The organism is Streptomyces sp. CA-288835 (genome assembly GCF_050936385.1).
Classification (GTDB): domain Bacteria; phylum Actinomycetota; class Actinomycetes; order Streptomycetales; family Streptomycetaceae; genus Streptomyces.
Genome location: NZ_JBNJMW010000001.1, coordinates 7,159,879 through 7,186,815 on the forward strand (window position 1 = coordinate 7,159,879; position 26,937 = coordinate 7,186,815).

Genomic DNA, 26,937 nt, shown 5'->3' on the forward strand with positions numbered 1-26,937 from the left:
ATCATGCGCGGCCATCGCCTCGTGAAACAGCTGTCCATGACGGGAGCGGCCGTCTTCGCGTCCGTCGCCCTCGGCGTACTGGGCGCACCGCCGGCCGCCGCGGACAGCAGCGACTGCCAGCCCAACTGGTTCTGCATGTGGGAGAACTCCAGTTACGGGGGGCGGCTGCTGACCAGCCCGGCGCAGAACGTCTCCAACATCGGCCTCCGCCACAACGACCTCATGACCTCCTACTGGAACCGCACCGACCAATGGATCACGGTCTATGACGACTCGGGCTACCGCGGCTGCCTGTTCGCCATCCCGCCGGGCGGCTCCGACAACGCCGTCGACCCCCACCTCAACGACCGCGTGACCTCGTTCGCCGTCGGCAAGTGGTGCTGAGAGCGACCGTGACCAACACAAGGAAAGCGACCGTGACCAAAATAAGAGGAAGACGATGACGACACGTATGCGCTCCCTGGCCGCCGCGGTCCTCACGCTCAGCGCGGCCTTCGGGCTGACCACCGTAAGTGGTGGGCCGGCCGCGGCTGCTGACAGCCAGTGCCCGGTCGGAGAGTTCTGTCTCTGGGAGCACTCCGGGTTCCAGGGGCGCTTCGCCTACTCCAGCGAGCCACAGCCCAACGTCGGCGACTACATGAACGATCGGCTGACGTCCTTCTGGAACCGTACCGATAACTGGATCTCGCTCTACGATGACGACAAGTTCGAGGGGTGCCTCATCTCCATCCGTCCGGGCGCCAAGATCCCGGCCATCAGTTCCTGGGCCAACGACTTGACCACCAGCTTCCGCCCCGGGAATTTCTGCAGGTGGACCTCGTGATCGACCGCATCGGCGTCCATGCCCCTACCCGCGTCCGTCTCGGTCTCCTGGCGACGGCCGCGGCCTGCCTGACCCTGGGCGTCGCGCCGCAGGCCCAGGCCGAAGCCGGCGCATGGGTCAGCCTCCAGAACCCCTACACCAATGCCTGTCTGGGTATCAACATCCACGTAGCCAGCCATCCGATCACGCAGGGTACCTGCGACATAGGCGGCTGGTCCTCCTGGCACCTGAGCACCGACGGCTGGCTGCGCAACGGCTACATCAGCGACTCGTGCCTGGACACCAACGGGACGAACCTGTACCTCTCGAAGTGCAACACCACCGACCCCGGCCAGCTGTGGGAGCGGTTACCCGGCACCAAGGTGGGCATAGTCAGCCGGGGCTTCCCCGGCAAGGTGCTCGTCGGGTGGGCGAGCGGGTCGGTCAGCCTGGCCGACACGCGCGCGGTGGACAACGCCGACAAGTACAAGTGGAAGTGGAACTGGCTGTAGATCACTCTGCGCCGAACGGAGGCGGCGCATGAGGCGGGGCCTCTTTGGCGGCCTGGGGACAACAAATCAGCCCAAGTGCCAAGGAAGCCCCGCGGTCGCTGCCGCCGCGGGCGGGACGGGACTCGGCCCGGCACCGCCGCGAACCGGGGAACCCGCTGGGGACCGCGGTGTTCGACGGCGCGACAGGCGGGACTAGGGGGCCTGCGGGTCGCCGAGGATGTCCAGGGCCGACCTTTCAGCCGTCACCGGCAGAAGCGCGCCCTCTGGTGCCGGCAGCGTCACCTCCTGTTGCCAGAGAAGCTCCACGACACGGTCGATTCCCTGTGCCAGATGCCGCCGGTAGGAGCTGAACGGAATGCCGAGGTGGGCTGCCGCGGCCTCCTGGGTCCGGTGGCGGGGCGTGTACGTGGCCTTGAGAGCCCGATAGGCCTTGGTGTGACGGGGGTCGTGCCGGAGGTTCTCGATCGTCTCGAGGAGCACTTGGCGCAGTTGCTTGTCGTCTGTGCCCGTCCGGTCGGCGCGTTCGGTCATGAGCCGGGTGGCGAGCAGGGGGTTCTCTCGCAGCGCGGCGGTGTGCAGGTCGCGCAGAGCTGTGCGTACCGCCGCGGTGAAGGTGCCGAGGTCCAGCGGCGGTTCGCTCCGCTTGGCCGCGTGCACGGGCTCGGCCTGCGGAAGCAGGGACCAGGTGCGGTCGAACCAGGACTCCAGCGGATTGGCACGCCAGTCACAACCGAATGCGGTCCAGACGCTCCCGCTATCCACGGCCGCGCTCACGATCTGCCGATGGCCATTGAGATGCATCAGCTCTCGCCAGAGTTCGACGTGGGTGGTGACGATGAAGGACCAGCCCATGCCTGCCGCCCTGAGCAGGTCCTTGGTGACGTGCAACTCCATGAGGTGTTCCACGGGAGAGACACCGCCGTACGACGATTCACCGACGCAGAAGCGCGCTATGCCCACGTGCTGTCCGGTGCGCAGCGGGCCGTGGCTTTCGATGTGGTCCCAGACCGCCGCGACGACGGGATCCGCCTGGTGGTCCGGCTCGCGCCGTGTCAGCCGCAGCCACGCCATGAAGCCCATCGGGTGGCCTGTCCGGGTGTCTCTGTAGAGCCAGAACGCCTCCGGCTGCCTTTCGAGCCAGAAACGTACGATGGCGACCGAGTCCTCGTCCTCGACGTGCGCCATTATCTTGAGGACGATCTCGTGGTCCTCGGGACGCAGAGGTTCCTCCCAGACATCGCCTTCACGTTCGATGCTCTCGACGAACGCCCGCATGGGGCCGTGACGCTTCAGATAGGTAAGCGCACGCATCGCCTGCACCGCCTCGACTTCCGGTGCCGTCCGCGTACGGTTCAGAAGGAAGCGCCCCACCTTGTGGTGCATCAGCTCATAGCCCTCGGGGTCGCGCCAGCGCAGGTCGCGATCCAGGACCTCGGCCGCCAGATCGTGGACGGACAGCCCACGCGGCCCGAGTTCGGTGAACGGGAGTTCGCACAGCCAGTCGAACATCGGGCCGGCGCTGTCCTGGCCCATCACCGCGCCCAGCAGAGATCTGTTCAGCGTCATCACGTGGGCGGCGGTTTCCAGAGCGGTGCGGTGTTGTTCTGTGGGAAGGGTGCCGACCAGAGAGGCAAGGAGTTCGCCGATGATATGGGAGTCCGGCCCCCAGTCCGCCGGAGCATCACTGTGGGCGGTCACCAGCGACGCGGCGATCCTCAGAGCCAGAGGATGACCGCCGGCGAAGGCGAAGATCTTCTCGCGCAGAGCCACAGGGACCTCGTGCCGCTCCAGAAGGACGTGTGCGTGCTCTTCGTCCAAGGGGCGAAGCTCCATGACAGCCAGGGCATCGGTCCACGCGATGTCGTAGGTCCACTGCGCGGTGGGCGGCCGACGCCCTGCGATCACGACCACCGTGGTCTCCGGAACCGTGGGCAGATACTGCTCCCGTAACCAGCCCTCGAGGCCCTGACAGTGTTCGAATGAATCGATCAGGAGAACGCTGTGGGTTTCGCCGAGCACTCCGGACGCTGCCCGCTCGAAGCCCTGGGGCGAGGGTTCGACATGCCTTCCCTCGACCTGTGAGACCGCATGTCCGGCCTCGCGTGCCTCGGTCGCGAGACGTCGCATCAACGTCGTCTTGCCCACGCCACCCATCCCGTGCACATACAGAACAGCCGGTGAGCCGGGCTCACGTCGAAGCATCGCGGCGAAACGGTCGATCTCGGCCTCGCGACCGACGAAGGACCTCCTCTGCGCCGCTGCGAGTCGTGCTGCTAATGCGTTGGTCGTGTCACCTGTCATTTCCCCACCCCTCCAGAAGACTGCCCGATCATGATGACACCGCGGATAGCCCACACCTTTTCGAACACGCGGTCGTGGGCCTGCCAGGGCTGGTGATCTGATCGAACCCGCGAACGACGTGCAGTTCCGGGCTGGCACGTGTCCTGGCGCCGCCGATCCCGCGCTCGGCGGCGCCGGTGGTGGTGATCGGTCTGCCGGTACGGCGCCTGCTTCATCGCGGGCAGGGACGGGATGCTTGCCGCAGACGCTCGCTGAGCAGTTCGCATGCGGACGGTGCGGTACAGGCGCCACACTGCGTGGCCGGAAGGCGATAGGGGCAGGCAGCAGCTTCGGCGTCTCGAAAACGCCGCCCCGTGCCCGCCCGCCCTCCGGTCCCGGCGAGCGGAGGGCGCTTACCCGCGGAGGCGGAAGGCCGCTGCCGCGACGCGTGCCAGGACCGACGGCCGGAGGAGTAGCGTCGGGGGCTTCGTGAGGTGAGCCACGGAGGCGAAGGCCGTCGCGACCGAAGGAGATGTCTGGGCGGCGAGTACGACCCTGCGTACATAGCGGTTGATCGTGTCGGTTCCGCGTGGCTTGGATCCTTTCGTGCCGGGGAACGCGAAGTCGCCTCCGGCCGCCAGTGTCCAGGGAACCTCGACCACCTTGGCCGCCACCGCGTAGTAGGCGGCGGCGGTCCGCGTCCCGCCGGACTCGTACCGGTCAAGGGCCTTGCCGAGGGCCAGTGCCTGGAGGGCGGCGCTGGTCATTCCCTGACCGTAGACGGGGTTGAACGTGCAGAGCGCGTCCCCGAGCGTGACAAACCCGGCAGGGACCTCCGACAGCCGCTCGAAGTGCCGTCGTCGGCTCGCCGGGAAGCGGTGGACAGAGATGCCGCTCGTCGGCTCCGCACGGGCCACCAGTTTGGCAATCGACGGATCGGGGAGGGTGCGGGCGAAATCGATGAACGAGGTGTCGTCGTCGGGCAGCCCGCCCACATGCAGTCCGTGCAGGCTGACGAGCCAGCGGTCGCCTTCCACCGGTACGGCGTTACCGCCCCGTGCGCTGCCCGGCGGAGAGGCGAGGACGTAGGCTGCCTCAGCCCCTCCCACGCGCTCGCCGGGCAGTCGCTTGAACATCCGGCTGGAGTATCCCGCGCCGATCTTCACCTTCGACACCTCGGGTGTGGCGACACCCAGATCCGCGAGCCACCGGTCCGAGCGCCCCGCCGGGCCCGTGCAGTCCGCGACGAGGTCGGCGGCGAGTGTGTCGCCGTCGTCGAGCCCTACCCCTCTCACCCGGTGCGCGTCGCCGGACAGACTTGCCACAGCGGAGTTTTGGCGGATCGTCACATTCGGCAGGCCGACGATACGTTGCCGCAGCGACCACTCGAGGAGCGGCCGTGTCACGGAGAGGAAGTGGCTCCCGGAGGTGACGCTGCAGAACGGGCGGCCGTATTGGAACACCTTCGCGTCGGCCAGGTGGTCCAGCCGCGCCGCTCCCGCGCCGACAAGCTCTGCCGTGACACAGGGGAACAACTCATCGAGCGCGTCCTGGCCGGCTTCCAGCAGGCCGTGGGCATGCCGCCCTTGAGGCACCGCCGAGCGGAACTCCGGCCCGTCGGGAAGCTGGTCCCGCTCCACGACGTGCACTTGCTGGAACCTGCTCGCCAGCACGCTCGCGGTGCACAGGCCCGCTATGCCCGCTCCGACCACCACAGCTCGCCGCCGCTCACTCACTCAACATCCTCCTGTTATGTCGTTGCCGCATGCGTGCGGCAGTTCCCGTGCTCTGGGGCCTGGAAAGGCGTGCAGGGGGCACCCTGCCCCGCGCTGCCGCCCGACGGAACCGCACTCGCCATACCGCCGATGCGCTTACGAGGCCGTCGCGACTATCCAGCCAATGCGTCTGGTTCACCGCTCATCGGCCGACCGTGCAGGGAGCCGAGGCGGCGTGCGGACCACAGGCCCGACCTGCTCAGCGTCGTGCCTGCCGCTGCCCACTTCCCAGGCCGGTCGCCTGCCCACTCCTGCTCAGGGTCGTCTTGTTCGGTCCTCTACGCGCCACGGCGCTGATGGGGAGCGTCCAGGCGGAGTCCATTCACGCTGGAAGGGAGATCCGCTGCACGAAGGTTCGACCCCGTCTGTTGAGCTGGAGCGACATCCAGGATTCCGTGTCGAGCATGTCTCTCAGGGGGTGGCAGGGACCATGCAGGGACCACAAGGACAGGAAACAACTGACAAGGACCGTGCAGGGCGGACAGAGATGCACGCGCCTGACCTGCAAAAATGCCTTGAATCGCCGAAGATTGGCAAGGACCGCCAAGATTCTCAAAGGACTCATAATCCGTCGGCCGTGGGTTCGAGTCCCACCCGCCCCACCTGCGCAGGCCTCTGACCTGTGGAAACGTTCATTTTTGGGTGTCGGGGCGTCGACTTTGCCTGAGCGGACTGAATCCGCTGCGCGTGAGTTTGATGCCAGGTTGGTCTGTGTCGGCTGATGTTGCTCTGACCTGCACGTATGCGCCCGGAAACGTAGCTGGTGAGGCGTGTTCTGGTCGGCTCTGCTGCGGCGTTGAGGCCATTCTGAGGCCGAAGGTATGGGGAAGTACCCGGGAGACTGGGCTCCGACGAGTCGTCTGGGTATGGCTCAGGGCCTTGGAGGGTGTCTCTCGTACAGGCGGACGGCGACGATCAGGCCGGAGACGGCGGTGAGGGCGGCGACGGTCCAGATCGCGGTGGTGATGCCGTAGGCGTCGGCGAGGAGGGCGCGACGGCGAAGCCGCCGTCGCGCCACAGGCGGTAGACCCCGACGGCGCGGGCGTGCCTTCTCGGTCCCGTCTCCGGTGCGCACTTCAACCCTCAGCACGTCGAGCGCCCGCCGGTCCGGCGTCAGCATGCGGTCGAAGAGTTCGATGGGGGTCCTCTGGGTTGTGGACCGCTCGGGATGTGCCTTGGCCATGGCCGGTAAGTGGTGAGGAAACGGCCCCGAGAGAAAGCGGCCTCGCAGGGAGCCCTCGACGGTTGTCGAGGGCGGTCGAGGCCGAGTCTCGTTGAGGCGTGCTGACAGCCGCGAGGGACGGCGGTCGGACGTCCACGGTCGCACGGCGACCTGCACCCCGGCGTGCCGAGGTCAGCGGCTGTTCCACCGCGGTGTCCCATTCGGTCTGCGGCGGCAGGCTCCGCAACATCTCCCCGCGGGTAGGCTTTGCCTGATCAGGCAAAGTCGGCGGGGACGAGGCATGGGCGGGGTCGAGAAGACGCGGGGTGGCGGGGCTGAGCGGGCGACCTCGCGGGATGTCGCCCGGCTTGCCGGGGTGTCGCACACCGCCGTGTCCTTCGTCTTCAACGGGCGTGCCCAGGGCAACCTCTCCGCCGAGACGCAGGAGAAGATCCGCAAGGCGGCCGAACAGCTCGGCTACCGGCCGAACGCGGTCGCCCGTGGCCTGCGCCGGCGTCGTACCGCCGTGATCGGTCTGGTCACGGACGAGATCGCCACCTCGCCGTTCGCCGGGCGGCTGCTGCGGGGGGCCATGGACATGGCGTGGAGCAGTGAGCACCTGGTGCTCACCGTCGACTCCGGGCAGGACCCGGTCGCCGAGGACGCGGCTGTCGCCGAACTGCTCGACCGGAGGGTCGACGGGATCATCTACGCCGCGCTGTCGTTGCGCCGCGCCCGAGTCCCGGAAGGGCTGCACCGCACGTTCGCCGTGTTCGCCAACTGTCTCCCCGAGGACGGCTCCCTCCCGGCCGTCATCCCCGCCGAGCGGGCCGGCGGCCGCAGCGCCGCGCGCGTCCTTCTCGACGCGGGCCACCGCCGTGTCGCCCTGGTGGGCGGTCTGGACGACATCGCGACCGCGGAACGGCTGCGCGGCTTCCGGGACGCGCTGCGGACGGTGGGGCTGACCGCCGGGAAGGACTGGATCGTGCGGACGGGAGGGGAGATCGCCGCCGGGTACCAGGGCGCGCTGCGGCTGCTGGACGGTGTTCCCGCCTACCGGCGGCCCACGGGGATCGTCTGTTACAACGACCGGGTCGCCGCGGGCGTCCTCCACGCCGCCGCGCGCCTGGGCCTCGACGTGCCCGCCGAGCTGTCCGTCGTCGGTTATGACGACCAGGAACACATGGCGGCTTTCCTCAGCCCGCCCCTCACCACTGTCGCTCTGCCCCATCGCGCGATGGGAGAGACGGCCGTCCGCCTGCTCCTGGACGCCATCGACAGCGGGACCGCGCCGCCGGTCACCACCCGGCGGCTGGAGTGCCCCGTCGTCACGCGGGGTTCGGTGGGACCAGCTCCCAGCCCGTGACCTCGACGTCCGTCCCCTGCACGGTCAGCTCCGCGATGTCGTCGTCCCGTCGGTACACCCGTTCCGTGGCCGTCGCCCGGTCACCCGCGAACAGTTCCAGCAGGGAGCCGTCCACGAGGATCCGTACGGTGAGGGTCTCGCCCGGCGGGGTCGGCAGGACCAGGGGGGCCGTGCCGTCCGGGCGGGAGCGTGGCCAGGCCGTGCGGTCCAGGGTCACCGTGCCGGACGCCGGATCGAGTCGCACGGTCAGTTCGGCCCCGGACGTGGCCCGCAGCAGACTCACGGTCGCCGCTGAACGGGCAGTCACCAGCAGGTCGTACGCGAGGGGGAGTGGCCGGTGCGGTCCTGGTGCGGCCGTGAACGGGACGGCCGCTCGCAGTAGTTCGAGCTCCGGAGCCGGTACGACCCGTAGCGTGCCGTCCTCGTGGGTGTCCATCACCCGGGGTGCCGTGAGGACGCCGGACCAGCCTGCGCGGTCCACCTCCTCGGGCGGGCGTGATTCCCAGGACCAGCCCCAGAGCAGGGCGCGGCCGGATTCCGTGTCCTGGAGGACGGAGGGGGCGTAGAAGTCACGGCCGAGGTCCAGCGGGCCGCCGCCCGTACCGGCCGCGAACCTCGGTCCACCGTCCGCCCGCTCCACCAGACGGCCCGTGACGTACGCGGTGCTCAGCGGGTCGCCGTCCCACAGGGCCACCGCCAGCACCCAGTCGCCCCCGGGGGTCGCCCACAACTGCGGGCACTCCCAGCCGATCGCCCGCTTGCCGAAGGCGCGGGCCGCCGCCGGGTCCCGGCCGTCCAGCAGGACCCCGGCGAACCGCCAGTCGTACAGGTCCTCACAGTCGTACACCAGGACGGACGGGGTGCCGTCGGCGTGGCCGGCGCCCATCAGCGCCCAGCGGCGTCCGGCGAAGCGGAAGACGAAAGGGTCCCGGAACATCGTCACGTCCAGGCCGGGTGGTGGGCCGGCGACCACCGGCACCGGCAGTTGCTTCCACTTCTGGAGGCCGTCGTCCTCGGTCACGGCGAGACAGATCGCGCTCAGGCCCTGGTGGTCGTGGTCGATCCCGGAGTACACCGCTGTCGGTACACCACCGTCGTCCACCACGCAGCCGGACCAGCAGCCCGCCTCGTCCGGGCCGTCGGGCGTGGGGTGCAGGGCGATCCCGTGGTCGTCCCAGTGGGCGAGGTCGGGGCTGGAGGCGTGGCCCCAGTGAACGTTCGTGTGCACGGGGGCGTCGGGGTTGTGCTGGTAGAAGAGGTGGTATCGATCGCCCCAGCGGAACGGGCCATTCGGGTCGTTCATCCAGTTGGCCGGCGGGCGGACCCTGAAACGCGGGCTGTTGGCGTCGGCCGACCGGCTCACGGAACTCAACGATTGACTCCTGCGGATGTGATGCCCTCGCGCAGAGGGCGCTGGCCGACGACGAACACGAGGACGGCGGGGATCATGGAGAGGACGACTCCGGCGAGGACGACGGAGATCGAGCCGGTGCCGAGGTTGCCCTGGAGGGAGACCAGGCCCAGGGGCAGCGTGAGGTTCTCGGTGGAGGTTTCGAGGATCAGCGGCCGGAAGAACTCGTTCCAGTGGTAGTTGAAGGCCAGCACGCCGACGATGGCGAGACCGGGGGCCGCCAAGGGGGCGTACACCGACCGGAAGACGCGCCACGGACCCGCGCCGTCGATCATCGCCGCCTCGCCCAGGTCCTTCGGCATGCCCAGGAAGTACTGGCGCATCAGGAAGGTGCCGAAGGCCGTCGGGAAGGCCGGGATGATGAGGCCGAGCAGGGTGTCGGTCAGACCCATCGTCTTCAGTTCCAGGAAGACCGGGACCATCGTGACCTGCAACGGCACCATCATCGTGGCCAGGACCAGCGCGAACAGCGGCTTCTTGAAGCGGAATTCGAGGCGGGCGAAGGCATAGCCCGCCAGGCCCGCGGTGATCATCTGGCCGGCCGCGATCAGCGCGGTCACCAGGGTGGAGTTCAGCGCGTACAGCCAGACGTCGATCTGGTCGAAGACCCCGCGGTAGGCGTCGACGGTGGGGTCGGTGGGGATGATCTTCGGCGGCAGGTCGAAGGACTCCGCCGGCGTGCGCAGTGACGTCGACACCGTCCAGATGACCGGGCCGAGCGTCAACAGGGCGCACAGCGCCAGGCCTGCGATCCGGCCCCAGGGCGCCAGGCCGTGCCGTACGCGTGACGCGGTGGGGCTCGTGCGGGGACCCGGCATCGAACCCGGTGCCGAACCCGAGAGGGAACTCGTACTCATCTGACTCACCCGGCTCACTGGTAGTGGACGTAACGCCGGCTGAGCCGGAACTGGAGTGCGGTGACCGCCATGATCAGGGCGAAGAGCAGGACGCCCACGGCGGACGCCTCGCCGAAACGGAGCTGCTCGAAGGCCGTCTCGTAGATGACCATCACGACCGTGCGCGTCGAGTCGCCGGGACCGCCCGCCGTGAGGACGTACGGCTGCTCGAAGACCTGGAGGGCGTTGATGATGCCGACCACGGACGCCACCAGCAGCGTGGGCGACAGCAGCGGCAGGGTGATGGCGAGGTGTTTGCGCACCCCGCTCGCGCCGTCCAGCGAAGCCGCCTCGTGCACCTCTTTCGGGATGTTGTTCAGGCCGCCGACGAACAGCAGGAACGAGAAGCCGAACTGCTGCCAGACGTACGCCAGGACCACGGCCGCCATCGCCCCGTTCTCCGAGGTCAGCCAGGGGACCGAGGGGATACCGACCGTGGCAAGCAGCCAGTTCACGGGGCCGAAGTCCTGGTTGAACAGGTACTTCATCACCACCGAGATGGACGCGGCGGACAGCACCAGCGGGAAGAAGAACGCCGAACGGAACACGGACCGCAGCCACTTGGGCATCCGGCCGTTCACCACGATCGCCAGCACGAGCGCGATCAGCAACTGGAGTGCGACCGCGAGCACCATGAAGACGAGCGTGTTGCGGAAGGAGACGAGGACCGTCGAATCGGTCAGGATCTCCCGGTAGTTGGCCGCTCCGGCCCACCGCGGGTCGTCGATCACGTCCCACTGGAAGAGGCTGAGGACGACCGAGCCGACGATCGGTACGACCGTGAAGACGACGATGCCGACGACGGTGGGCGCGAGGAACAGTACGGCGAGGAGGCGGGTGCCCCGGGTGCGGATGGTGGTGGCGGCCGTGGACTCGGATGCCTTACGGGTCTGACCGGTCCTGCGGTTCCTGCGGCTCTTGCGGATGCGGGCGGGCTCCGGCCCTACGGGCCTGATCTCGGTGTTCGTCACACTTCACGCTCCATGGCCTTCTCCAGGTCCCCCTGCAGCCGGCGCAGCGAGGGACGCACCGCGCCGGGGCTCGCAAGGGCGGTTCCGGTGTGCTTGATCAGCAGCTGCTCGACCTCGTTGACCTGCGGCGGGGCCGGGATCGGGCCGGTGGTGGGGATCTTGTCGAGGGTGTCGTAGAAGACCTGCCAGTGGGCCGGGCCGGTCTCCCGGTAGCGGGCCTCGTCGACCATGGAGCGGCGGGCCGGAGTGGTCTGGTTGGCCGCGAAGAGCTGGGTCATCACGTCCTTGCGGGCGGTGTACTTGATGAACTCCCAGGCCTCGTCCCGCATCTTCGACGTGCGCAGCATCGCGTACCCGGCGGCGCCGAACTGGTGACGCCGGGTGCGCCAGCGCGGGAAGTACTGCACGTCGTAGTCGGCCGGTTTCATGCCCGCCTGATGCAGGCCGCCCGCCCAGAAGCCGCCCGCGGGCGTGACACCGACGCGGCCGGTGGAGAAGACGCCGACGAGGTTGCGGCCGTCGCCGCCCTCCGGCCGGGTGCACAGGTCCTCCTGGACGAGGGAGGAGAGGTAGTCGTAGACCTCCGCGACGCGGTCGGAGTCGGCCAGGGGTGTCGTCCACCGGTGGCCGCCGCCCCGGCCGCGCCGCTGTGCCTCGGGATAGAAGGAGTTCCAGAGCCAGTCGCCGCCGGGGGCCTTGGACTCGGTGAGGAGGTTGGTGTCGTTGGCGAAGAGCCAGGGGACCACTCCGCCCCACAGCCGGTTGGTCCAGAAGTACGGGGTGAACCGGTCGCCGTTGCTGCGTTTCATCGCTCGCAGCAGCGTTGTGAAGTCGTCGTGGGTCCAGTCGTCGTCGGGGAGGTCGGCACCCGCGCGTTCGAGGACCCGGCTGTTGAGGTACATGTCGGCCGCGTTGAACTCGACCGGCAGCTGGTAGAGGCTCCCCTCGTACATCATCGACTCGACCAGCGAGGGATGGACGTCGGCGAAGTACGTGCGCAGCTCGGCCGCGTCCCGCTTCGCCCACCTGTCCAGTGGTACGCCGAGCCGCTGGGCGAAGAGCTGCACGCCCTCGGTGGCGACGTACACGAGGTCGGGTGCCGTGCCCGCGGCGATCTGGGTGAGGATCTTGGAGAAGAAGTCCGACCAGTCGTAGGCCTGTACGGGGTTGATGCGGATCCTGATGTCGGGGTGGACCTCGCGGAATCCGTCGCGCAGGGCGCGCTGCGCCTCGGGGTCGAAGGCGGAGCCCAGGGTGGCGATGACGAGCGAGCCGTCGTCGCGGCCGGGGATGTCGGCGGCGGTGAGGCGGTCCCAGCCGGCCGCGACACCGGCGAGAGCGGCGGCTCCGGCGCCGTATGCGCCGTAGCGCATCAGGGCCCGTCGGGAGAGGAGCGAGTCGGTCATCGGCGAGCCTAACTCGTGTTAGCCGAAGTTGGATTCCATGATGATGAGAACCCCGCTGCGGCTCTGTCAAGGGATGTGCGCGGATGGGGAGTTGCGAACGGCCGGTGCGCGAGGGCTTGACCTTTAACGAGTTAGGTATACGGTTCCGGTCCACATGAGCCGCATCCCGACGACGACGTCGGGGAAGGGAGCCGCACGATGCGTGGCATGAAGAGGAGTTCGCTCGGCCCAGGGGAGACACTGTCCAGGCGGTCGCTGCTGACGGCCTCGGCCGTCGGCGCCGCCGGTGTTCTGCTGCCGGACCTCGTGAGACCGGCGGTGGCGGTGCCCCGCGAGGCGACGGCCGCGTGCACGGGCAGCTACCGCGCCGAGTACCACTTCACGGTCCCCGACCAGTGGATGAACGACCCGCAGCGCCCGATCTGGATCGACGGCGAGTACCACTACTACTACCTCTACAACCCCGACTACTCGACGGGCGGCACGACGGCCGGCACCACCTGGCGCCTGGCCACCAGCACCGACCTCGTCTCCTTCACCGACCGGGGCATCGCCGTGCCGAAGGACACGACTCCCAACGGCGATGTCTGGTCCGGCTCGGCGGTGGTCGACACGGTCGACACGGCGGGCTTCGGCGCGGGCGCGGTGATCGTCATCGCCACCATGGCGCCCGACGAGGTCACCCAGGCCCAGTACCTGTACTACTCGACGGACGACGGCCGCACCTTCACGAACCACGGCACCGCCCCGGTCCTCCCCAACCCCGGCGTACGGGACTTCCGCGACCCCAAGGTGATCCGCGACGAGGAGCGCGGGCGGTGGGTGATGCTGCTCGCCGAGAACGACAAAGTCGGCTTCTACCACTCCGCCGACCTCAAGGCGTGGACGTACGTCGGCGGCTTCGTCAAGGGCGGCATCGGCGTCCTGGAGTGCCCCGACCTGTTCCGGATCAGGGCGGACGACGGGACCTGGAAGTGGGTGCTGGGCGTCAGCGCCAACGGCAAGGGCTCCGGGCTGCCGAGCACGTTCGCGTACTGGACGGGTTCCTTCGACGGTACGACCTTCACCGCCGACGCGTCCGATCCCCAGTGGCTGGACCACGGCTGGGACTGGTACGCGGCGGTCACCTTCGACAAACGTGACGCGAGCGGGGTCCTGGACCCGGACGCGCGGTATGCGATCGGCTGGATGAACCACTGGGACTACGCGAACACCACGCCCACCATCGAGTGCGACGGCTTCAACGGCACCGACTCGATCGTCCGCGAGGTACGACTGAAGCACGCGTCGGGTACGTATTACCTGGCGTCTCAGCCGGTGGCGGCCCTGGACGACCATGTGTCGCGCACGGTGGACCTCGGCGACATCGCGGTCGACGGCACACGACCGCTCGACTACACGGGTACCGCGTACGAGCTGACCTGTGAGATCACCTGGGACCAACTGGTGGGAGCCGGCCTCCAGTTGCGGCGGTCGTCGGACGGTGGGCGGCACATCGACGCGGGAGTCTACGGCGACTACGCCTTCGTCAACCGCGGTTACACCGTGAGCCCCGACACCTCCGGCCGCTGGCAGGAGAGCCGCACGCCGTTCAACCTGTCCGCCGGCACGGTCCGCCTGCGGATCCTCGTCGACCGCACGTCCGTCGAGATGTTCGTCGGCGACGGCCGGTACGTGCACTCGACCGAGGCCTTCCCCGACCCGTCCGACACCGCACTGGCGCTGTTCACGATCGACGGGCAGGCGGTGTTCCGGAACGTGGTGATCCGGGAGTTCACGGTCTGATCCGACGGGGAGGTGGCCGGGGCGGGCCGAGAGGCTGCCGACGACCGGCGCGCCAGGGCTCTCTATACCGAGGCAAGCTAGGGCCTGTATCGAATGTGTTGGTCACGGCCACTCGTTGATGGCCGCGACGACGAGGACGCTTGCCTCGTGGCGGGATGATCCCGGGCTGGCACAGATGGGTCCGGTTTTAAGGGCCCTGTCAGGGCTGGTCGGCCACGGCGGCGGTGAAACGCGCCACGAGTGCCACGACCGCGGCACGCAGTTCTTCTCCGCCCTCGACGCGGAAGGCGAACGGCAGGCTCGCCAGCCATTCCTGCGCGTACATGGCTGGGTTGCGAGTGCTGCCGACCAGAACGCATCCGTCCCCCAAGGGTTCAAGCCGTCCCATGGGCGGCCGGATCCAGGGGACCACCTCGGTCAGGGGGAGGTCGAACACCACGCGGGTGGAGAACTCCCATCCGAGGCCCAGGTTCTCCTCCAGCACCGCCACCGGGTCGAGACCTTCGGGTGGTTCGAACCCGTGCCCGGTCCGCCGGACCGCGCGGACCCGGTCGACCCGGTAAGTGCGGATTGCGTCCGCGCGATGGGAGTGGCACAGCAGGTACCAGCGCCCGTAGCGGACGACGAGGGACCAGGGATCCACCTCCGCCTCCCACTCGTTGCCGACCTCGCTGCGGTACGTGACCAACACGCGGTGCCGGGCCGCGACGGCACCGACGAGCTCGCTGGTGATGGCCGGATCCGGGCGGGCCGAGTACGGGTCCGGTGCGGCCGACGCGTACTCCCGCAGCATTGCCGCCTGTTGGCCGACGCTCTCCGGCAGCGCCTTGACGACCTTGCCCAGGGCGGTGCTGACCAGGTCTTCGGCACCGGCCGCGCTCGGCTGGCCGCTGAGTACGGCCGTCACCAGGCCGAGGGCCTCGGCCTGCGTGAAATGCACAGGGGGCAGCCTCGTCCCGCGCCCCAGCCGGTATCCGCCATGCGGCCCCCGGGCCGACTCCACGGGGATGCCGGCCTCTCGGAGTATCCCGACGTATCGGCGCGCGGCTCGCTCCGTGACGCCCAGCCGTATGGCAAGTTCACCGGCCGTCGTACCGGGGCGGGCCTGGATGATCTCCAGGGCGCGCAGTGCTCGCGCGGTGGGGCTGAGATCGTTCGGCACGGGAGCAGGCTAATCCGCTCCGCTGAGCTCCAGGGTCAAAAGAGTCCGCGGGATTCCCCAGCCCCGTGGGGCGAGGGTGGCCGGGGCTGGTTCCCAGACTTGGCCGCCACCGGGCTTCGGCCGGGGCGCTTGGGTGGTCGCCGGACAAACCGGCAGTGGATTGTCCGGATCTCCTCCTACGGTGACATCCGTGAAGCAGAAGAAGGGGAACTGACCATGAACATCCTGCTCATCGGCGGCCTGTGGCTGGACGGATCCGTGTGGGGCCGTGTCGCGTCCGCGCTGGAGGCGCTCGGCCATCGCCCGGTGCCGCTCACCCTCCCGGGCCAGGGGGACGGCTCCGCGTCCGCCACGCTCGACGACCAGGTGGAGGCAGTGCTCGCCGCGGTGGACGCGGCGCCCGGCAAGCTCATGGTGGTGGGGCATTCCGCCGCCTGCTCGCTGGCCTGGCTGGCCGCCGACCGGCGGCCGGGGCGGCTGGCCAAGGTCGCCCTCATCGGCGGCTTCCCGTCCCCCCACGGTCAGCTGTACGCCGACTTCTTTGAGGTGAGGGACGGCGTCATGCCCTTCCCGGGCTGGAGCCCGTACGAAGGGCCGGACGCCGCCGACCTCGACGACGAGGCCAGGCGAAAATTTGCCACTGCCGCGATCCCCGTGCCCGCGGGCGTCGCCAAGGGCGTGGTGCGGCTGGCGGACGAGCGGCGGTTCGACGTCCCGGTCGTGGTCGTGTGCCCGGAGTTCACGCCCGCCCAGGCGCAGGAGTGGATCAACGCCGGCGACGCCCCGGAACTCGCCCGGGCCAAGCACGTCGACTTCATCGACATCGACTCGGGCCACTGGCCCATGGTCACCAAGCCCACCAAGCCCACCGAGCTGGCCCGAATCCTGGCCGAGGCGGCCGACGCGGCCTGACGGGGTGATTGCTGGGCAGGAACACGGCACACCGGGCGTGCACCAAAGTGGATCTCTAACTGCCTGTTCTCTATCCGTTCGCGTGGTCGGTTCGCTTCGAACGGGGTCCTGGATCGGGTGAGTTGGCCGGTGCGGAGGCATGACAGAAGGGCCTCTTGGTAGCTCGCGGATGTCGAGTCCAGCGAGGAGCAAGAGGCCCTGTTGTCGAAGTGTCGCGTGGTCGCGGTTGCCGAGTCCAGTTGGTCCACTCCTGGGTGTGACTGTCTCGCCCACAGGTTCGGGAACGCGTCCGACCGGCCGGAGCGCCGGCCCCGGTACGGCTCGGACATGAGCGATGCCGAGTGGGCCCTGGTGCGGGATCTGCTGCCGGTGCCGGGATGGCTGGCGGGCCGGGGCGGGCGTCCGGAGGGCTACTGCCACCGGCAGATGATCGACGCGGTGCGCTACCTCGTCGACAACGGCATCAAGTGTCGGGCGATGCCCTGCGACTTCCCGCCCTGGCCGCGCGTGTACGCCTTCTTCGCCCGCTGGCGGGACGCGGGACTGGTGGCCGAGCTGCACGACCGGCTGCGCGAGGCCGTCCGCGCAGCTGAGGGCCGTGAGGAGGAGCCGAGCGCGGGCGTGGTGGACTCGCAGTCGGTGAAGGCGGACGCCACCGTCGCCCACACCTCGCGGGGGTTCGACGCCGGCAAGAAGATCAACGGGCGCAAGCGGCACCTGCTCACCGACACCCTCGGGCTCCTTCTGGCCGTGCTGGTCACGCCGGCCTCCACGACCGACCGGGACGCCGCCCGGATCCTGCTGCCGACGGCGAAGAATCGCTTCCGGCGGCTGGCGCGCATCTGGGCCGACGGCGGTTACACCGGCCACCTCACCGACTGGACCGCCCGGCACCTCGGCCTCGTTCTCGACATCGTCCGCCGCAGCGACGACGCCTGCGGTTTTCAGGTTCTGCCCCGCCGCTGGGTCGTGGAAAGATCCTTCGCCTGGTTCCTGCGCAGCCGGCGTCTGGTCCGTGACTACGAGCGGCGCACCGACACCAGCGAAGCGGTCATCCTGTGGTCGATGACCACGCTCATGGGCCGCCGCCTGGCCGCCCGGCACCAGCGGCTTGCTCCGGCGCGGGCAGCGTGAACCTGCCCGGTTTCTCCTCGACCAGCCAGCCCCGTTCCACCAGTCGCTTCAGCCGGGCCCGCGCTCCCTCGACCCGGGAGGCCAACGCGCTGTCCCAGCCCAGCACCACCGCCGCCCGCCGGGCACCCAGCCCGTCACCGCCCGCCTCCAGGGCGGCGGCCATCAACGCCTGGTAGTCCACCGACAAACCCCCGACCCCGGCCGCGTTCTGCCGATGAGGCACCGCCCGGCGCGGCCCCACCCGGTTCCTCTGCGCCACCCCCTCGGCCACCACGGCGGGCGCATCCTCCTCGGCCAGCGCCTCCAGATACTGCTCCAGGCCGATCACCCGGCGCCTGAGCACCTCTTCCGCGTCCGCCAGAGCCGCCCGCACCCGCTCCAGCTCGGCCTCGAGATCCTCCACCCGCACCGCCGCGGCCTTCTGCCGCGCCTCCAGGACCGCCCGCATCGACGGCATCCGCCACCCCACAACATCTCGGCCAGCAACAAGCCGAGACTTCCGCGACAGCCGCGATCTCATGTCTGAGCAGCAAAAGTCGCACACGAGCTTCGGAAAGAGAACGACCTCAAACGTGAGATGATCTTGGTTTGTGGCACGTGGAAATCTGACGGACGCGCAATGGGCGGTGCTGGCACCGCTGTTACCGAAGGGCAAGAAGCCCGGACGACCTGCGACGTGGGCCAGGCGGCAGCTGATCGACGGCATACGGTTCCGGGTCCGCACCGGCATCCCGTGGCGGGACCTGCCCGCCGAGTACGGGCCATGGGGCCGGGTGTACGACCTGTTCCGCCGGTGGCAGCGGGACGGCACCTGGCATCGGATCTTCTCCGACCTGCAGGCACGGGCGGACGAGAAAGAGCTGATCACCTGGGACATCAACGTCGACTCCACGGTGTGCCGGGCCCACCAGCACGCCGCCGGGGTGAGGAAAAGGGGGAGCTGCAGAAGGAGCCGCCTGGCGGCGTCACCGTTGAGCCGGACGACCACGGGCTCGGGCGCTCGCGCGGCGGCCTGACCACCAAGTTGCACCTGGCCGTCGAACAGGGCCAGAAGCCCATGTCCATCGTGATCACGGCCGGGCAGCGGGGCGATTCCCCGCAGTTCGAGCCTGTCCTGAACAAGATCCGTGTCCCGCGTCTTGGGCCGGGCAGGCCGCGCACCCGGCCCGATCGCGTGCGGGCCGACAAGGCGTACTCCTCCCGGAAGAACCGCGCTTACCTGCGGCGGCGCGGGATCCGCTGCACCATCCCGGACAAGGCCGACCAGGCCCGCAACCGCAAGAAACGCGGTTCGCACGGCGGCCGGCCGCCGAAGTTCGACCCACAGGACTACAAGGCTCGGCACGCGGTCGAGTGCGGCATCAATCGCCTCAAGAGGCACCGGGCCGTGGCCACGAGGTACGACAAGCTCGCGGTCCGCTACGAGGCGACCGTCCTCGTCGCGGTCATCAACGAGTGGCTGTGACTGGCAACGTCACGATGGCGCTGCGTAACAGCGGATGGCCACCGTCTGGTGCGGACACCACTGCTGCTCGACTGTGGCCATCAGCTCCCAGCCCAGCCGCTCATACAAGGCTGCCGCCGCGGCATCGGATGCGACGACGTCGAGCACCGGATGCAGGCCACGACGCCGCGCTTCCTCCACTGCCCGGCCGATCAGCAGTGCACCGATCCGATGTCCCCTCGCCTGCGGGACAACGAATAGCCTGCTGACCACGGCGGTCATACCCCGCGTCGCCCCGTTCCGCTCGCTCCACAACATCGGGGCCAGATCGCCTTCGCCGCCTTGCGACAAACTGACATGCCCAACCAGGCGGCCTTCGAGTTCGGCAACCCAGGAACCCAGCAGGGGACCGCGTGACAGCCACTCGCCGGGCTGATCCGGCCAGTTCACCGGATAGCCGTCGCGCGCATGGACCTCCGCGAGGACCCGCACGCACTCCTCAACATCGCCATCAGCCCTCTGCCGGACCCAGCGGCTCGGCCTCTCGTCCGGCACCCCGGAGCGCTCGATGTTCACTCCGGCATAGAAACACAGGCCACAGAGTCACAACCAGCCACTTTCGATACAGGCCCTAGTGCCGCATCAGGCAACGTTCGCCCTGTAACCGCCTGGGGCGTCAGCTCGTGCTGAGTGGTGCGCTCTCCTCAGCGTCGAGCTGGTGGTCCGCCCAGACGTAGCTTTCGGGAAGCAGGTCGGTGACGGGCACCATCCGGAGGCCGTCGTTTGTCCCGACGATGACCTTGAGGGTTGGGAAGTAGTCAAGAAGGACCTGACGGCAGCGGCCACATGGGGGCACGACGCCTCGGCCGCGGTCACCCACGGCGACGATGGTGTCCAGGTCATCGGCGCTGCTGCGTCTCTCGGTGCCCCCGGGAAGGGAACACGGGACGGTGCCACGGGCGCCCGGTAGCCCTTATGGGCCAGCACTCCACGCCGCGAGGGCCGGGGGGTCGCCCTGCGCCGCGAGCGTGAGCGCGTCAGCTGGCTCGGGGTGCGCTCGACCGCGCCCGTGACGGCGCCACGACCGCGGAGCTCACCGCAACCGGAGAACTGGCACTGGTCGCCTGACCCCATCCCCAGACCGAGCGTCCAAGGTCGGTCACGCGAAACTCGGCGGCGCGGAGACCATCACGCGGAGAAGCGGGGGTGGTTCTGGTCGCGCCAGGCCCGAGGCGAGAGTCCGTATGCCTGTTTGAACACCTTGCTGAAGTGGGTCGCGTCCACGAAGCCCCAACTCCGTCCTATCGCTGCGATGGTCCGCAGTCGGCCGTTCCGGCCGGCCAGCTCTCTCCTGCATGCGGCCAGGCGGCGGGTACGGATCCAGTCTCCGAGGCTGATGCCCGACCGGGACAGCACAGCGTAGAGATGACGCACGGAGATGCCGTGTGCGGCGGCTATCCGTGCCGCCGACAGATCGGGATCAGCCAGGTGCTCCCGGATGTATTGAGTGATCCGCAGGCTGAGTGTCGCCCCCAACGGTGCTCTGGCCAGACTGGAGTTACCGTGCTGGGACGTCAGGACGGCACGCCGGAGTTCGACGCTGGGTTCCACCACGGCGAGGAGGCGCTGACGCACTCCACTCGCACATCGATCCCGGGAAACAGCACATCTTCAACCGCGTTGCTTGCCACGGCAGGAAACACTCTGCCGAAATGATCCCTCGTTCCCCTCGCCGACCTGGGGATTCACGGAACTGTGGCCAGAGCCCGGGTGCGCTCAGCGCGTTGTGTGGGCTTTGCCAGGTCGTCGGCATGGCACGCGCCGCGGCCTGGCGCCGCGTCAGGTGATCAGGTCGCCGGTGAGCAGTGCGCCGCTTGCATGGACGACGTCCAGATGGTGCACCTCGGGCTCGCCGTCCGGGCGGGAGTCGCCGAAGGCCGCGTCCACCGCGGGGTGGATCCGCTCATCGAACGCGCGGCCGCACTGTTCCTTGGATTCCCACACGTCGATGTAGCGCAGCCCGCCGTCCGGGCGGCGCACGCACAGGTGGAGCAGCGAGCCGTCCAACGGCTCGGGCCCCAGCGCGTCGATGATCCGCTGGTAGAGCTCCTCGCCGATCGGAACGTCCTGGATGTAGGCGTAGACCATGGCAGCCTCCCGCATAAATTGACCCGAATGCAATTCGGGCGAATGTTGGTAACGTACGGTCCATGAGCGATCAGGTCAAGGGCGGCAAACGCGGCTATCACGCTCCACGCCGAGCCGAACAGGCCGCCGCCACCCGCCGCGCCGTGCTGGACGCGGCCCGCGAACTGTTCGTGCGGCAGGGCTACGCCGCGACCACGGTCGCGCAGATCGCCCGGCGGGCCGACGTCGCGGTGGACACGGTCTACGCTGCTGTCGGACGCAAACCGGCCTTGCTGCGCGAGTTGGTGGAGACCTCGCTGTCCGGCACCGACCACCCGGTCGCGGCCGCCCAACGGGACTACGTCCTGCGCATCCGGGCCGCGCGCACCGCTGCCGAAAAGATCGCAATCTATGCCGCGGCGGTCACAGAGCTCCAGCGGCGGCTCGCACCAGTGTTCCTGGCCCTTCGTGACGCCGCGGTGACCGATGCCGACTGTGCCGCCCTGTGGCGGCAGATCGCCGAGCGCCGAGCGCGCAACATGCGCGAGTTCGCCGCAGACCTGCGCGCCACCGGGGAACTGCGCCCGGATCTGACCGACGACGAGGTCGCTGACACGGTGTGGAGCATGAACGCCGCGGAGTACTGGGTGCTGCTGGTCCACGGGCGAGGGTGGAGCCCCGAGCACTTCGGCGCCAGACTCCGCGACGCCTGGATCCGGCTCTTCCTGCCGCCCGACCGCTGGCCCGGTCAAGCGTCGGAGAACGAGCGGTAGCCAGCCTCCGAGGCGTCCGGTCTCGACTGCGCAGGAGCCCCAGCATCGCTGCGATCACATGCTGGATCAGGTCAGACGAACGCCGAACGAGTCGGGTTCGAGGCGTCGACGGCTCAACAGGGCATCTTCACGGAACTGCGGCCAGAGCCTTGCAAATCCCCAGTCCCGCTCTTCTTCACCGCTTGGTTGCGGGCTCAACCAGGGGAGCGGGTTCGCCTCACAGACCCTAGTCTGACCGCCATGAGCGACGGTGACTCAACGGGCCTGCGAGGCAAGGCGTCGGAGCGCGCGGACATGACGGGGGCACGGTTCACCACGGTGAACCTGAACGGGGCGACGTTCTGGGCCTGTGAGCTGAACCAGGTCGTGATGCGCGGCGTCGAGATGGTCGACACCACCATCGACGGCGAGATCCAGAACCTGGTCATCAACGGGGTCGACGTCGCGCCGTTGGTGGAGGCGGAGTTGGACCGTCGGCACCCTGACCGCCCCAAGTTCCGGCCGACCACTCCCGAGGGGTTCCGGGAGGCCTGGGACCTCAACGAGTGGCTGTGGAAGTCGACCGTCGCTCGGGCGCGCAGGCTGCCCCCCGACATGCTGCACGAGTCGGTCGACGGCGAGTGGTCGTTCATTCAAACCCTGCGCCACCTCGCGTTCGCGACCGAGTCGTGGGTCGGCCGCTGCATCCTGGGCGATCCCATGCCGTGGCACCCGCTGTCCCTGCCGTGGGATCAGATGGACCCCCGACCAGGAGTACCGCACGACCGTGACGCGCGCCCGTCCCTCGACGAGGCGCTCACCTTGCGACGGGCAGCGATGGCGATGATGCGGCGGGTGGCCGACGGACTGACCCACGAGCAGCTCGACAGCCGGACAGAGCCGCTCGTGGGTCCTGGCTGGCCGGACGAGGGCGAGACCTTCCCCATCCGCGAGTGCCTGCTGATCGTCCTCAGCGAGGAGTGGTCGCACCGCATGTACGCCGAGCGCGACCTGGCCGTCCTCGAGGAACGGGACTGACCTCGTGGAGCTCCTCCTCACCGGCCGGGTGATCGAATGGCGCGGACCGTCGCCGTACTACTCCGCCCCCGTGCGAGACGAGGAGTCCGACCGACATCCGCGAGGTGGTCGCGATGGCCACGTACGGCTGGGGCTTGATCCCGCCGGGTCCTTCGCGGTCCGGCTGATCCGCTGCAGCCGACGGCTCTCCTCCATGCTTACCGGCCGGACGAACACACTCGGTCGGCGTCCCACGACCACCTCCAAGATCAGGTCTTGGAGGCAGTCTGCTGTCCAACGAGCAGCAGGTCGATTACTCGGCGAAGGTTGCCTGACGAGCCGTTAGATGCCTAGATCGCCTGGCAAATTGATGGTCTTGTACTCCAGGAACGAGCTGAGGCCCTCGGGCCCGAACTCACGGCCGATCCCGGATTCCTTGTATCCGCCGAAGGGGGCGGCGAACTCGATCCGGTACCCGTTCAGCGTCAAGCTTCCCGTGCGCACCTGGCGAGCGATGCGCATGGCCCGGTCCAGGTCGTTGGACCAGATGCTTCCCGACAGGCCGTACTTCGAGTCGTTCGCGATACGGACCGCGTCGTTGTCGTCGTCGAAGGGGATCACGACGAGCACGGGGCCAAAGATCTCCTCCTGCGCGATGCTCATGGAACTGTCGACGTCTGCGAAGATCGTTGGTTCGACGTACCAGCCCTTCGACGGGCGCGCGGGCCGGCCGCCGCCTACCGTGATCGTCGCGCCGTCCTTGTGCCCGCCGGCGATGTAGTCCTCGACCCGCCGCCGCTGGCGCTCGGCCACCAGGGGGCCGACCTCGGTCGAGGGGTCAGCCGGATCGCCGACCCGCAGCGCAGCGGCTGATTGCGAGATCGCATCCACGACCTGCTGGTAGCGGTTGCGATGAGCGAGGATCCGGGTCTGTGCAAGGCAGTGCTGGCCGGACATCATGATCGCGTACGGCATGAGGGCGGGTACGACGCTGTAGATGTCGGCGTCCTCGAGGATGATGGCGGGCGACTTCCCGCCGCACTCGAGGGTGACGCGCTTGAACTGCTCGCCGCACAGCGCGCCGATCCGCCGCCCCACGGCAGAGCTGCCCGTGAAGCTGATCTTGTCTACCAGCGGGTGCCGCACGAGCGATTCACTGTTCTCCCGGCCGGCGGGCACAATGTTGAGGACTCCTGGGGGCAGACCGGCCTCCATGGCGGCGTCGGCGAGCAGGTACGCGTCCAGCGGGGTCTCCGGCGCGGGCTTCAGCACGACCGTGCAGCCGGCGATGAGGGCGGGAGCAAGATTCACCATCGTCAGGATGAGCGGCGCGTTCCACGGCACGATCTGCCCCACGACGCCCACCGGCTCCCGAAGGATCCGTGCGGGACCGCTGAGACCTGCTCGATCCTGTTCGAAGGGGAACGTCGCGGCAAGTTCCCGGTAGTAGTCCAAAAGCATCACGGGAACCGGTGCCTGGAGCTGGTTTGAGAAGCTGATCGGTGAGCCCATCTCCGCGGTGATGAGCTGTGCGATCTCGGGGACACGTGCGCGCAGGTACTCGCCGAACGGACCCAGCGCGTCCGCGCGCTCCTGCGGAGACATGCGGGGCCAGGGGCCATCGTCGAAGGCGCCGCGCGCCGCGCGTACTGCTCGGTCGATATCGGCAGGCCTCGACGAGGGAGCGGTACCGATCCGCTCCTCCGAGAAGGGGGAGATGACCTCGATCACGTCTTCCGAGGCAGGCGTGACCATGTCCCCGCCAATGAATAGCCGATCCTGCACTGTATGGCTGGTCATGGCCGCTCCTTTCGCCGTGCCAAGACGCGCCTACGCGGACGGCTGTTGGTGAGCAACGCCAAGCCGTCACTGCTACCTTCAGCCGAGCACGTCCGGGCCTTGGCCGCGCGCAGGCTTCCACCAGACGGTTCGCCCATCCGAGACGGACACCGCTCCCGCACCCGGCGAAGGTGTCCGGGCTGCCCGGTTGAGCCGGGAGACCGGCTGTCATTGCCGTGCGGATCAGTCCTGGGTCAGCCCTGTCCCGCCGGGCAGAAGAACTCCAGAGCGATATTGTCCGGATCCTTGAAGCTGAGATGGAGTCCGAACGGGTCCTCGACGATGCCGGAGTGCGACACTCCCTGCTCGTCGAGCCGGGCCTCCCAGACCTCCAGTTGCCCCCGGTCGGCGACGTGGAACCCGCAGTGGTCGAGCCCGACGCGCGCCGGGTCGAACACATCGGCTTCGTTCGTCGCCTCATGCTTGCGGAAACCGAGAATGAATGACGAGGAGGCGTTGACCACGAACGGGCCGTATTCGTCCTCCACGTCGAGAACCGTCTGGGTGTCCAGCAGGCGGTTGTAGAACTCCGCACTGCGCTTCACATCGCTCACGGTCAGGGCGATGTGCCCGATTCCAGGGGCCACGGGCATGGACGACACCTCCTCACGGTGGTGCGCTGCCTCCCATTCGATGTTACGCCGCCCGTACTTCCGCCGCCCCTGCTCCGGCACAGGCCGACCCTCGCTGGAGATCATGCCCTGACGTGGAGGGGGTCCCAGCTGCCCGACAGTCCGGTTGGGCCTGTGACCTGCGGGAATGGATCGGACAGCTCAAAGTGCGACTATCCGGTGGTGGCGAAGATGTCTGCGACAGGCCATCACTCCCACGGAATCACCGACCCTATGCCTGACCATCGCAAACGCCGCAGTCATGGTTCGGCACACCAACAGCTACTCAGGCATCGGCTGCATCTGAACTCCGTGCCGCTTGCCGATCTCGATGAGGCGGTCAACGTCCGGCGGTGTGTCCGACTGGGGCGGCAACTCGCGTCGCTGGGCGGGTTCACCCGCCTCGGCGAAGAATTTGTCGATGCCGCCCGGCGTGTAGGTGGTCAGCATCCGTACTGTGCTGGTGGGCTCGAACCGCTCCAGGGTGCCCTCAGGGATGTGGAAGAAGGACCCGGGACCGCCTTCAACCGTCTCGCCGGCGATGTGATAGCGGAGTGTCCCCTCGATGACGTAGACACTCTCGGTGCCAGGGTGGGTGTGGGGCGGTGGGCCCATCCCTTCCGGAATGGTCATCTCCATGACGGTCATCGCGCCGTTGGTCTCGTCGCTCGACGCCTTGACCTCGTACAAGCCGTTCAGCATCCAGAATGCCTTGCCATCACCGCTATGACGCACATGCGCGTTCTTCGCCATGGGACTGCTCCTTCCTCGGTGCCCCCATGTGTCCCCGCCGGAGAGCCAGCCGAAGGCCGCCATCCGGGTACCTGCGCCGGGGCAGCGCCGACCCCCCGTGAGATTCAGAAGACCGCCTTTCCCGGCAGCGTGCCGTGCCGGTGGAGGCTGCCGGGGCGGAGCGTCACCGCGGCCGCGCAGCTCGATTGTGAGCCGCTCAGCCTGATGGCCTAACGCCGCAGAGCCACGGTGTGTCGCGCGACGTACGCTCCCCAGGGGGCCGAGAGAGGCGCTGATGACCGATCACCCGAACATCGCTGTGTTCCAGCGCGCCATGGCTGCCTTCGCGGCCGGCGACATGGATGCGCTAGCGAAGGTCTTTCACCCCGAAGTGGTGTGGCATATCGGAGGCAGCAACCCACTGGCGGGAGAGTACCGAGGACGTGAGGACACCTTCGCGGTATTCGAGCGGGAGTTTCAGCTGACAGGGGGCACGTACCGCCCACAGCTCCACGATGTGCTCGCCAACGATGACCACACAGTCGCGCTCCTGCACGTCACGGCGTCACGTGAGGGCAAGGAGCTCGATATGGACTACGCCCTCGTCTTCCACATCAGGGACGACAAGATCACCGAGGGTTGGGTGCTGACGGCCGACCCAAAGATGTACGACGAGTTCTGGTCGTAGGACATTCGTGACGCGGCGCGCGATGTCGGCGCCATTTCAGGGCGCGAGAGTTCACTGCGCCAAGAGTGGTGCCCACTTTGCCGTGAATACTTCCCGGGCATCGGCAGGTTCGCTGTAGCGCCGCCCGGTCTGTTCGGCGGCTGAACTTTGACT

At 68.6% G+C, this 26,937-nt stretch carries 25 protein-coding genes and 3 pseudogenes; 12 read left to right on the forward strand and 16 right to left on the reverse strand.

Going from position 1 to position 26,937, the window contains the following annotated elements; genetic code table 11:
* Positions 1 to 3 precede the first annotated feature (3 nt).
* The 3 genes from ACQEVY_RS32380 to ACQEVY_RS32390 are packed head-to-tail and all read left to right on the forward strand — an operon-like array spanning position 4 to position 1,314.
* Complete coding sequence (locus ACQEVY_RS32380) at positions 4 to 384, forward strand: peptidase inhibitor family I36 protein (protein WP_432952916.1); 381 nt, start codon at positions 4 to 6, stop codon at positions 382 to 384.
* A gap of 55 nt (positions 385 to 439) precedes the next feature.
* Positions 440 to 823 (forward strand): peptidase inhibitor family I36 protein, encoded by a 384-nt coding sequence (locus tag ACQEVY_RS32385; RefSeq protein WP_432952917.1) that lies wholly within the window; start codon positions 440 to 442, stop codon positions 821 to 823.
* Positions 820 to 1,314 carry a ricin-type beta-trefoil lectin domain protein gene (locus ACQEVY_RS32390; protein ID WP_432952919.1) on the forward strand — a complete coding sequence of 165 codons (495 nt, stop codon included), beginning with the start codon at positions 820 to 822 and terminating at the stop codon, positions 1,312 to 1,314. Before ACQEVY_RS32385 ends, ACQEVY_RS32390 begins: the two co-directional genes overlap by 4 nt.
* A 192-nt stretch (positions 1,315 to 1,506) precedes the next feature.
* Here the strand turns inward: ACQEVY_RS32390 and ACQEVY_RS32395 are convergent, their stop codons facing one another.
* The 3 genes from ACQEVY_RS32395 to ACQEVY_RS32405 form a co-directional block, all read right to left on the reverse strand.
* Complete coding sequence (locus ACQEVY_RS32395; RefSeq protein WP_432952921.1) at positions 1,507 to 3,615, reverse strand: AAA family ATPase; 2,109 nt, start codon at positions 3,613 to 3,615, stop codon at positions 1,507 to 1,509.
* Positions 3,616 to 4,007: 392 nt separating this feature from the next.
* Positions 4,008 to 5,330, reverse strand: a complete 1,323-nt coding sequence (locus ACQEVY_RS32400) for an FAD-dependent oxidoreductase (RefSeq protein WP_432952922.1) — start codon at positions 5,328 to 5,330, stop codon at positions 4,008 to 4,010.
* A gap of 910 nt (positions 5,331 to 6,240) precedes the next feature.
* Positions 6,241 to 6,552 (reverse strand): hypothetical protein, encoded by a 312-nt coding sequence (locus ACQEVY_RS32405; protein ID WP_432952923.1) that lies wholly within the window; start codon positions 6,550 to 6,552, stop codon positions 6,241 to 6,243.
* Positions 6,553 to 6,832: 280 nt separating this feature from the next.
* On the opposite strand from ACQEVY_RS32405, the gene ACQEVY_RS32410 reads away from it, so the two are divergent.
* Positions 6,833 to 7,897, forward strand: coding sequence for a LacI family DNA-binding transcriptional regulator (locus ACQEVY_RS32410; RefSeq protein WP_432952924.1), 1,065 nt, complete (start codon positions 6,833 to 6,835; stop codon positions 7,895 to 7,897).
* Here ACQEVY_RS32410 and ACQEVY_RS32415 read toward each other — a convergent pair.
* From ACQEVY_RS32415 to ACQEVY_RS32430, 4 genes are read right to left on the reverse strand one after another with little or no spacing between them, the layout of a single operon-like run.
* Positions 7,860 to 9,260: a glycoside hydrolase family 32 protein gene (locus ACQEVY_RS32415; protein WP_432955505.1), complete on the reverse strand. Its 1,401-nt coding sequence runs from the start codon at positions 9,258 to 9,260 to the stop codon at positions 7,860 to 7,862. The two genes, ACQEVY_RS32410 and ACQEVY_RS32415, sit on opposite strands and share 38 nt — an antisense overlap.
* 5 nt (positions 9,261 to 9,265) lie before the next feature.
* On the reverse strand, positions 9,266 to 10,126 hold the full coding sequence (locus ACQEVY_RS32420; protein ID WP_432955507.1) for a carbohydrate ABC transporter permease: 861 nt from the start codon (positions 10,124 to 10,126) through the stop codon (positions 9,266 to 9,268).
* 53 nt (positions 10,127 to 10,179) lie between these two features.
* The gene (locus ACQEVY_RS32425; protein WP_432952925.1) at positions 10,180 to 11,175 is read right to left on the reverse strand and encodes a carbohydrate ABC transporter permease; all 996 of its coding nucleotides are present in this window, start codon (positions 11,173 to 11,175) and stop codon (positions 10,180 to 10,182) included.
* Entirely contained in the window at positions 11,172 to 12,581 is a 1,410-nt protein-coding gene (locus ACQEVY_RS32430) for an extracellular solute-binding protein (RefSeq protein WP_432952926.1), read from the reverse strand. The genes ACQEVY_RS32425 and ACQEVY_RS32430 overlap by 4 nt, the downstream gene beginning before the upstream one ends.
* 207 nt (positions 12,582 to 12,788) lie before the next feature.
* Between ACQEVY_RS32430 and ACQEVY_RS32435 the strand changes: the two genes are divergently transcribed.
* Complete coding sequence (locus ACQEVY_RS32435; RefSeq protein ID WP_432952927.1) at positions 12,789 to 14,366, forward strand: glycoside hydrolase family 32 protein; 1,578 nt, start codon at positions 12,789 to 12,791, stop codon at positions 14,364 to 14,366.
* A 199-nt stretch (positions 14,367 to 14,565) separates the two neighbouring features.
* Here the strand turns inward: ACQEVY_RS32435 and ACQEVY_RS32440 are convergent, their stop codons facing one another.
* Entirely contained in the window at positions 14,566 to 15,528 is a 963-nt protein-coding gene (locus tag ACQEVY_RS32440; protein WP_432952928.1) for a helix-turn-helix transcriptional regulator, read from the reverse strand.
* A gap of 216 nt (positions 15,529 to 15,744) precedes the next feature.
* Between ACQEVY_RS32440 and ACQEVY_RS32445 the strand changes: the two genes are divergently transcribed.
* Positions 15,745 to 16,440, forward strand: coding sequence for an alpha/beta fold hydrolase (locus ACQEVY_RS32445; protein ID WP_432952929.1), 696 nt, complete (start codon positions 15,745 to 15,747; stop codon positions 16,438 to 16,440).
* A gap of 327 nt (positions 16,441 to 16,767) precedes the next feature.
* Entirely contained in the window at positions 16,768 to 17,574 is an 807-nt protein-coding gene (locus ACQEVY_RS32450) for an IS5 family transposase (RefSeq protein ID WP_432952930.1), read from the forward strand.
* Here the strand turns inward: ACQEVY_RS32450 and ACQEVY_RS32455 are convergent.
* On the reverse strand, positions 17,516 to 18,022 hold the full coding sequence (locus tag ACQEVY_RS32455) for a hypothetical protein (RefSeq protein WP_432955509.1): 507 nt from the start codon (positions 18,020 to 18,022) through the stop codon (positions 17,516 to 17,518). The two genes, ACQEVY_RS32450 and ACQEVY_RS32455, sit on opposite strands and share 59 nt — an antisense overlap.
* Positions 18,023 to 18,164: 142 nt before the next feature.
* Between ACQEVY_RS32455 and ACQEVY_RS32460 the strand changes: the two genes are divergently transcribed.
* Positions 18,165 to 19,039 (forward strand): IS5 family transposase gene (locus ACQEVY_RS32460; protein ID WP_432952931.1). Its coding sequence is split into 2 segments (ribosomal slippage): positions 18,165 to 18,545 and positions 18,548 to 19,039, totalling 873 coding nucleotides; the frame shifts between segments, so codons are not numbered across the junction.
* Between the two features lie 9 nt (positions 19,040 to 19,048).
* Here ACQEVY_RS32460 and ACQEVY_RS32465 read toward each other — a convergent pair.
* From ACQEVY_RS32465 to ACQEVY_RS32480, 4 genes and pseudogenes are all read right to left on the reverse strand, one after another.
* Entirely contained in the window at positions 19,049 to 19,510 is a 462-nt protein-coding gene (locus ACQEVY_RS32465) for a GNAT family N-acetyltransferase (RefSeq protein ID WP_432955511.1), read from the reverse strand.
* 184 nt (positions 19,511 to 19,694) lie between these two features.
* Positions 19,695 to 19,925 (reverse strand): annotated as a pseudogene (locus tag ACQEVY_RS32470) (cytidine deaminase); the annotation flags it as partial.
* Between the two features lie 281 nt (positions 19,926 to 20,206).
* Positions 20,207 to 20,635: pseudogene (locus tag ACQEVY_RS32475) on the reverse strand (helix-turn-helix domain-containing protein); the annotation flags it as partial.
* Positions 20,636 to 20,857: 222 nt separating this feature from the next.
* Positions 20,858 to 21,166 (reverse strand): hypothetical protein, encoded by a 309-nt coding sequence (locus ACQEVY_RS32480; RefSeq protein ID WP_432952932.1) that lies wholly within the window; start codon positions 21,164 to 21,166, stop codon positions 20,858 to 20,860.
* Between the two features lie 62 nt (positions 21,167 to 21,228).
* Here ACQEVY_RS32480 and ACQEVY_RS32485 point away from each other — a divergent pair, with 62 nt between their 5' ends.
* The 3 genes and pseudogenes from ACQEVY_RS32485 to ACQEVY_RS32495 form a co-directional block, all read left to right on the forward strand.
* The gene (locus ACQEVY_RS32485; protein ID WP_432952933.1) at positions 21,229 to 21,918 is read left to right on the forward strand and encodes a TetR/AcrR family transcriptional regulator; all 690 of its coding nucleotides are present in this window, start codon (positions 21,229 to 21,231) and stop codon (positions 21,916 to 21,918) included.
* 240 nt (positions 21,919 to 22,158) lie between these two features.
* On the forward strand, positions 22,159 to 22,935 hold the full coding sequence (locus tag ACQEVY_RS32490) for a DinB family protein (RefSeq protein ID WP_432952934.1): 777 nt from the start codon (positions 22,159 to 22,161) through the stop codon (positions 22,933 to 22,935).
* 4 nt (positions 22,936 to 22,939) lie between these two features.
* Positions 22,940 to 23,078: pseudogene (locus tag ACQEVY_RS32495) on the forward strand (DUF1905 domain-containing protein); the annotation flags it as partial.
* A gap of 178 nt (positions 23,079 to 23,256) precedes the next feature.
* Here ACQEVY_RS32495 and ACQEVY_RS32500 read toward each other — a convergent pair.
* From ACQEVY_RS32500 to ACQEVY_RS32510, 3 genes are all read right to left on the reverse strand, one after another.
* Positions 23,257 to 24,714, reverse strand: a complete 1,458-nt coding sequence (locus tag ACQEVY_RS32500; protein ID WP_432952936.1) for an aldehyde dehydrogenase — start codon at positions 24,712 to 24,714, stop codon at positions 23,257 to 23,259.
* A gap of 233 nt (positions 24,715 to 24,947) precedes the next feature.
* Entirely contained in the window at positions 24,948 to 25,346 is a 399-nt protein-coding gene (locus ACQEVY_RS32505; RefSeq protein ID WP_432952937.1) for a VOC family protein, read from the reverse strand.
* Between the two features lie 300 nt (positions 25,347 to 25,646).
* Complete coding sequence (locus ACQEVY_RS32510) at positions 25,647 to 26,117, reverse strand: cupin domain-containing protein (RefSeq protein ID WP_432952939.1); 471 nt, start codon at positions 26,115 to 26,117, stop codon at positions 25,647 to 25,649.
* Between the two features lie 274 nt (positions 26,118 to 26,391).
* On the opposite strand from ACQEVY_RS32510, the gene ACQEVY_RS32515 reads away from it, so the two are divergent.
* Positions 26,392 to 26,784, forward strand: coding sequence for a nuclear transport factor 2 family protein (locus ACQEVY_RS32515; RefSeq protein ID WP_432952941.1), 393 nt, complete (start codon positions 26,392 to 26,394; stop codon positions 26,782 to 26,784).
* Positions 26,785 to 26,937: the final 153 nt, after the last annotated feature.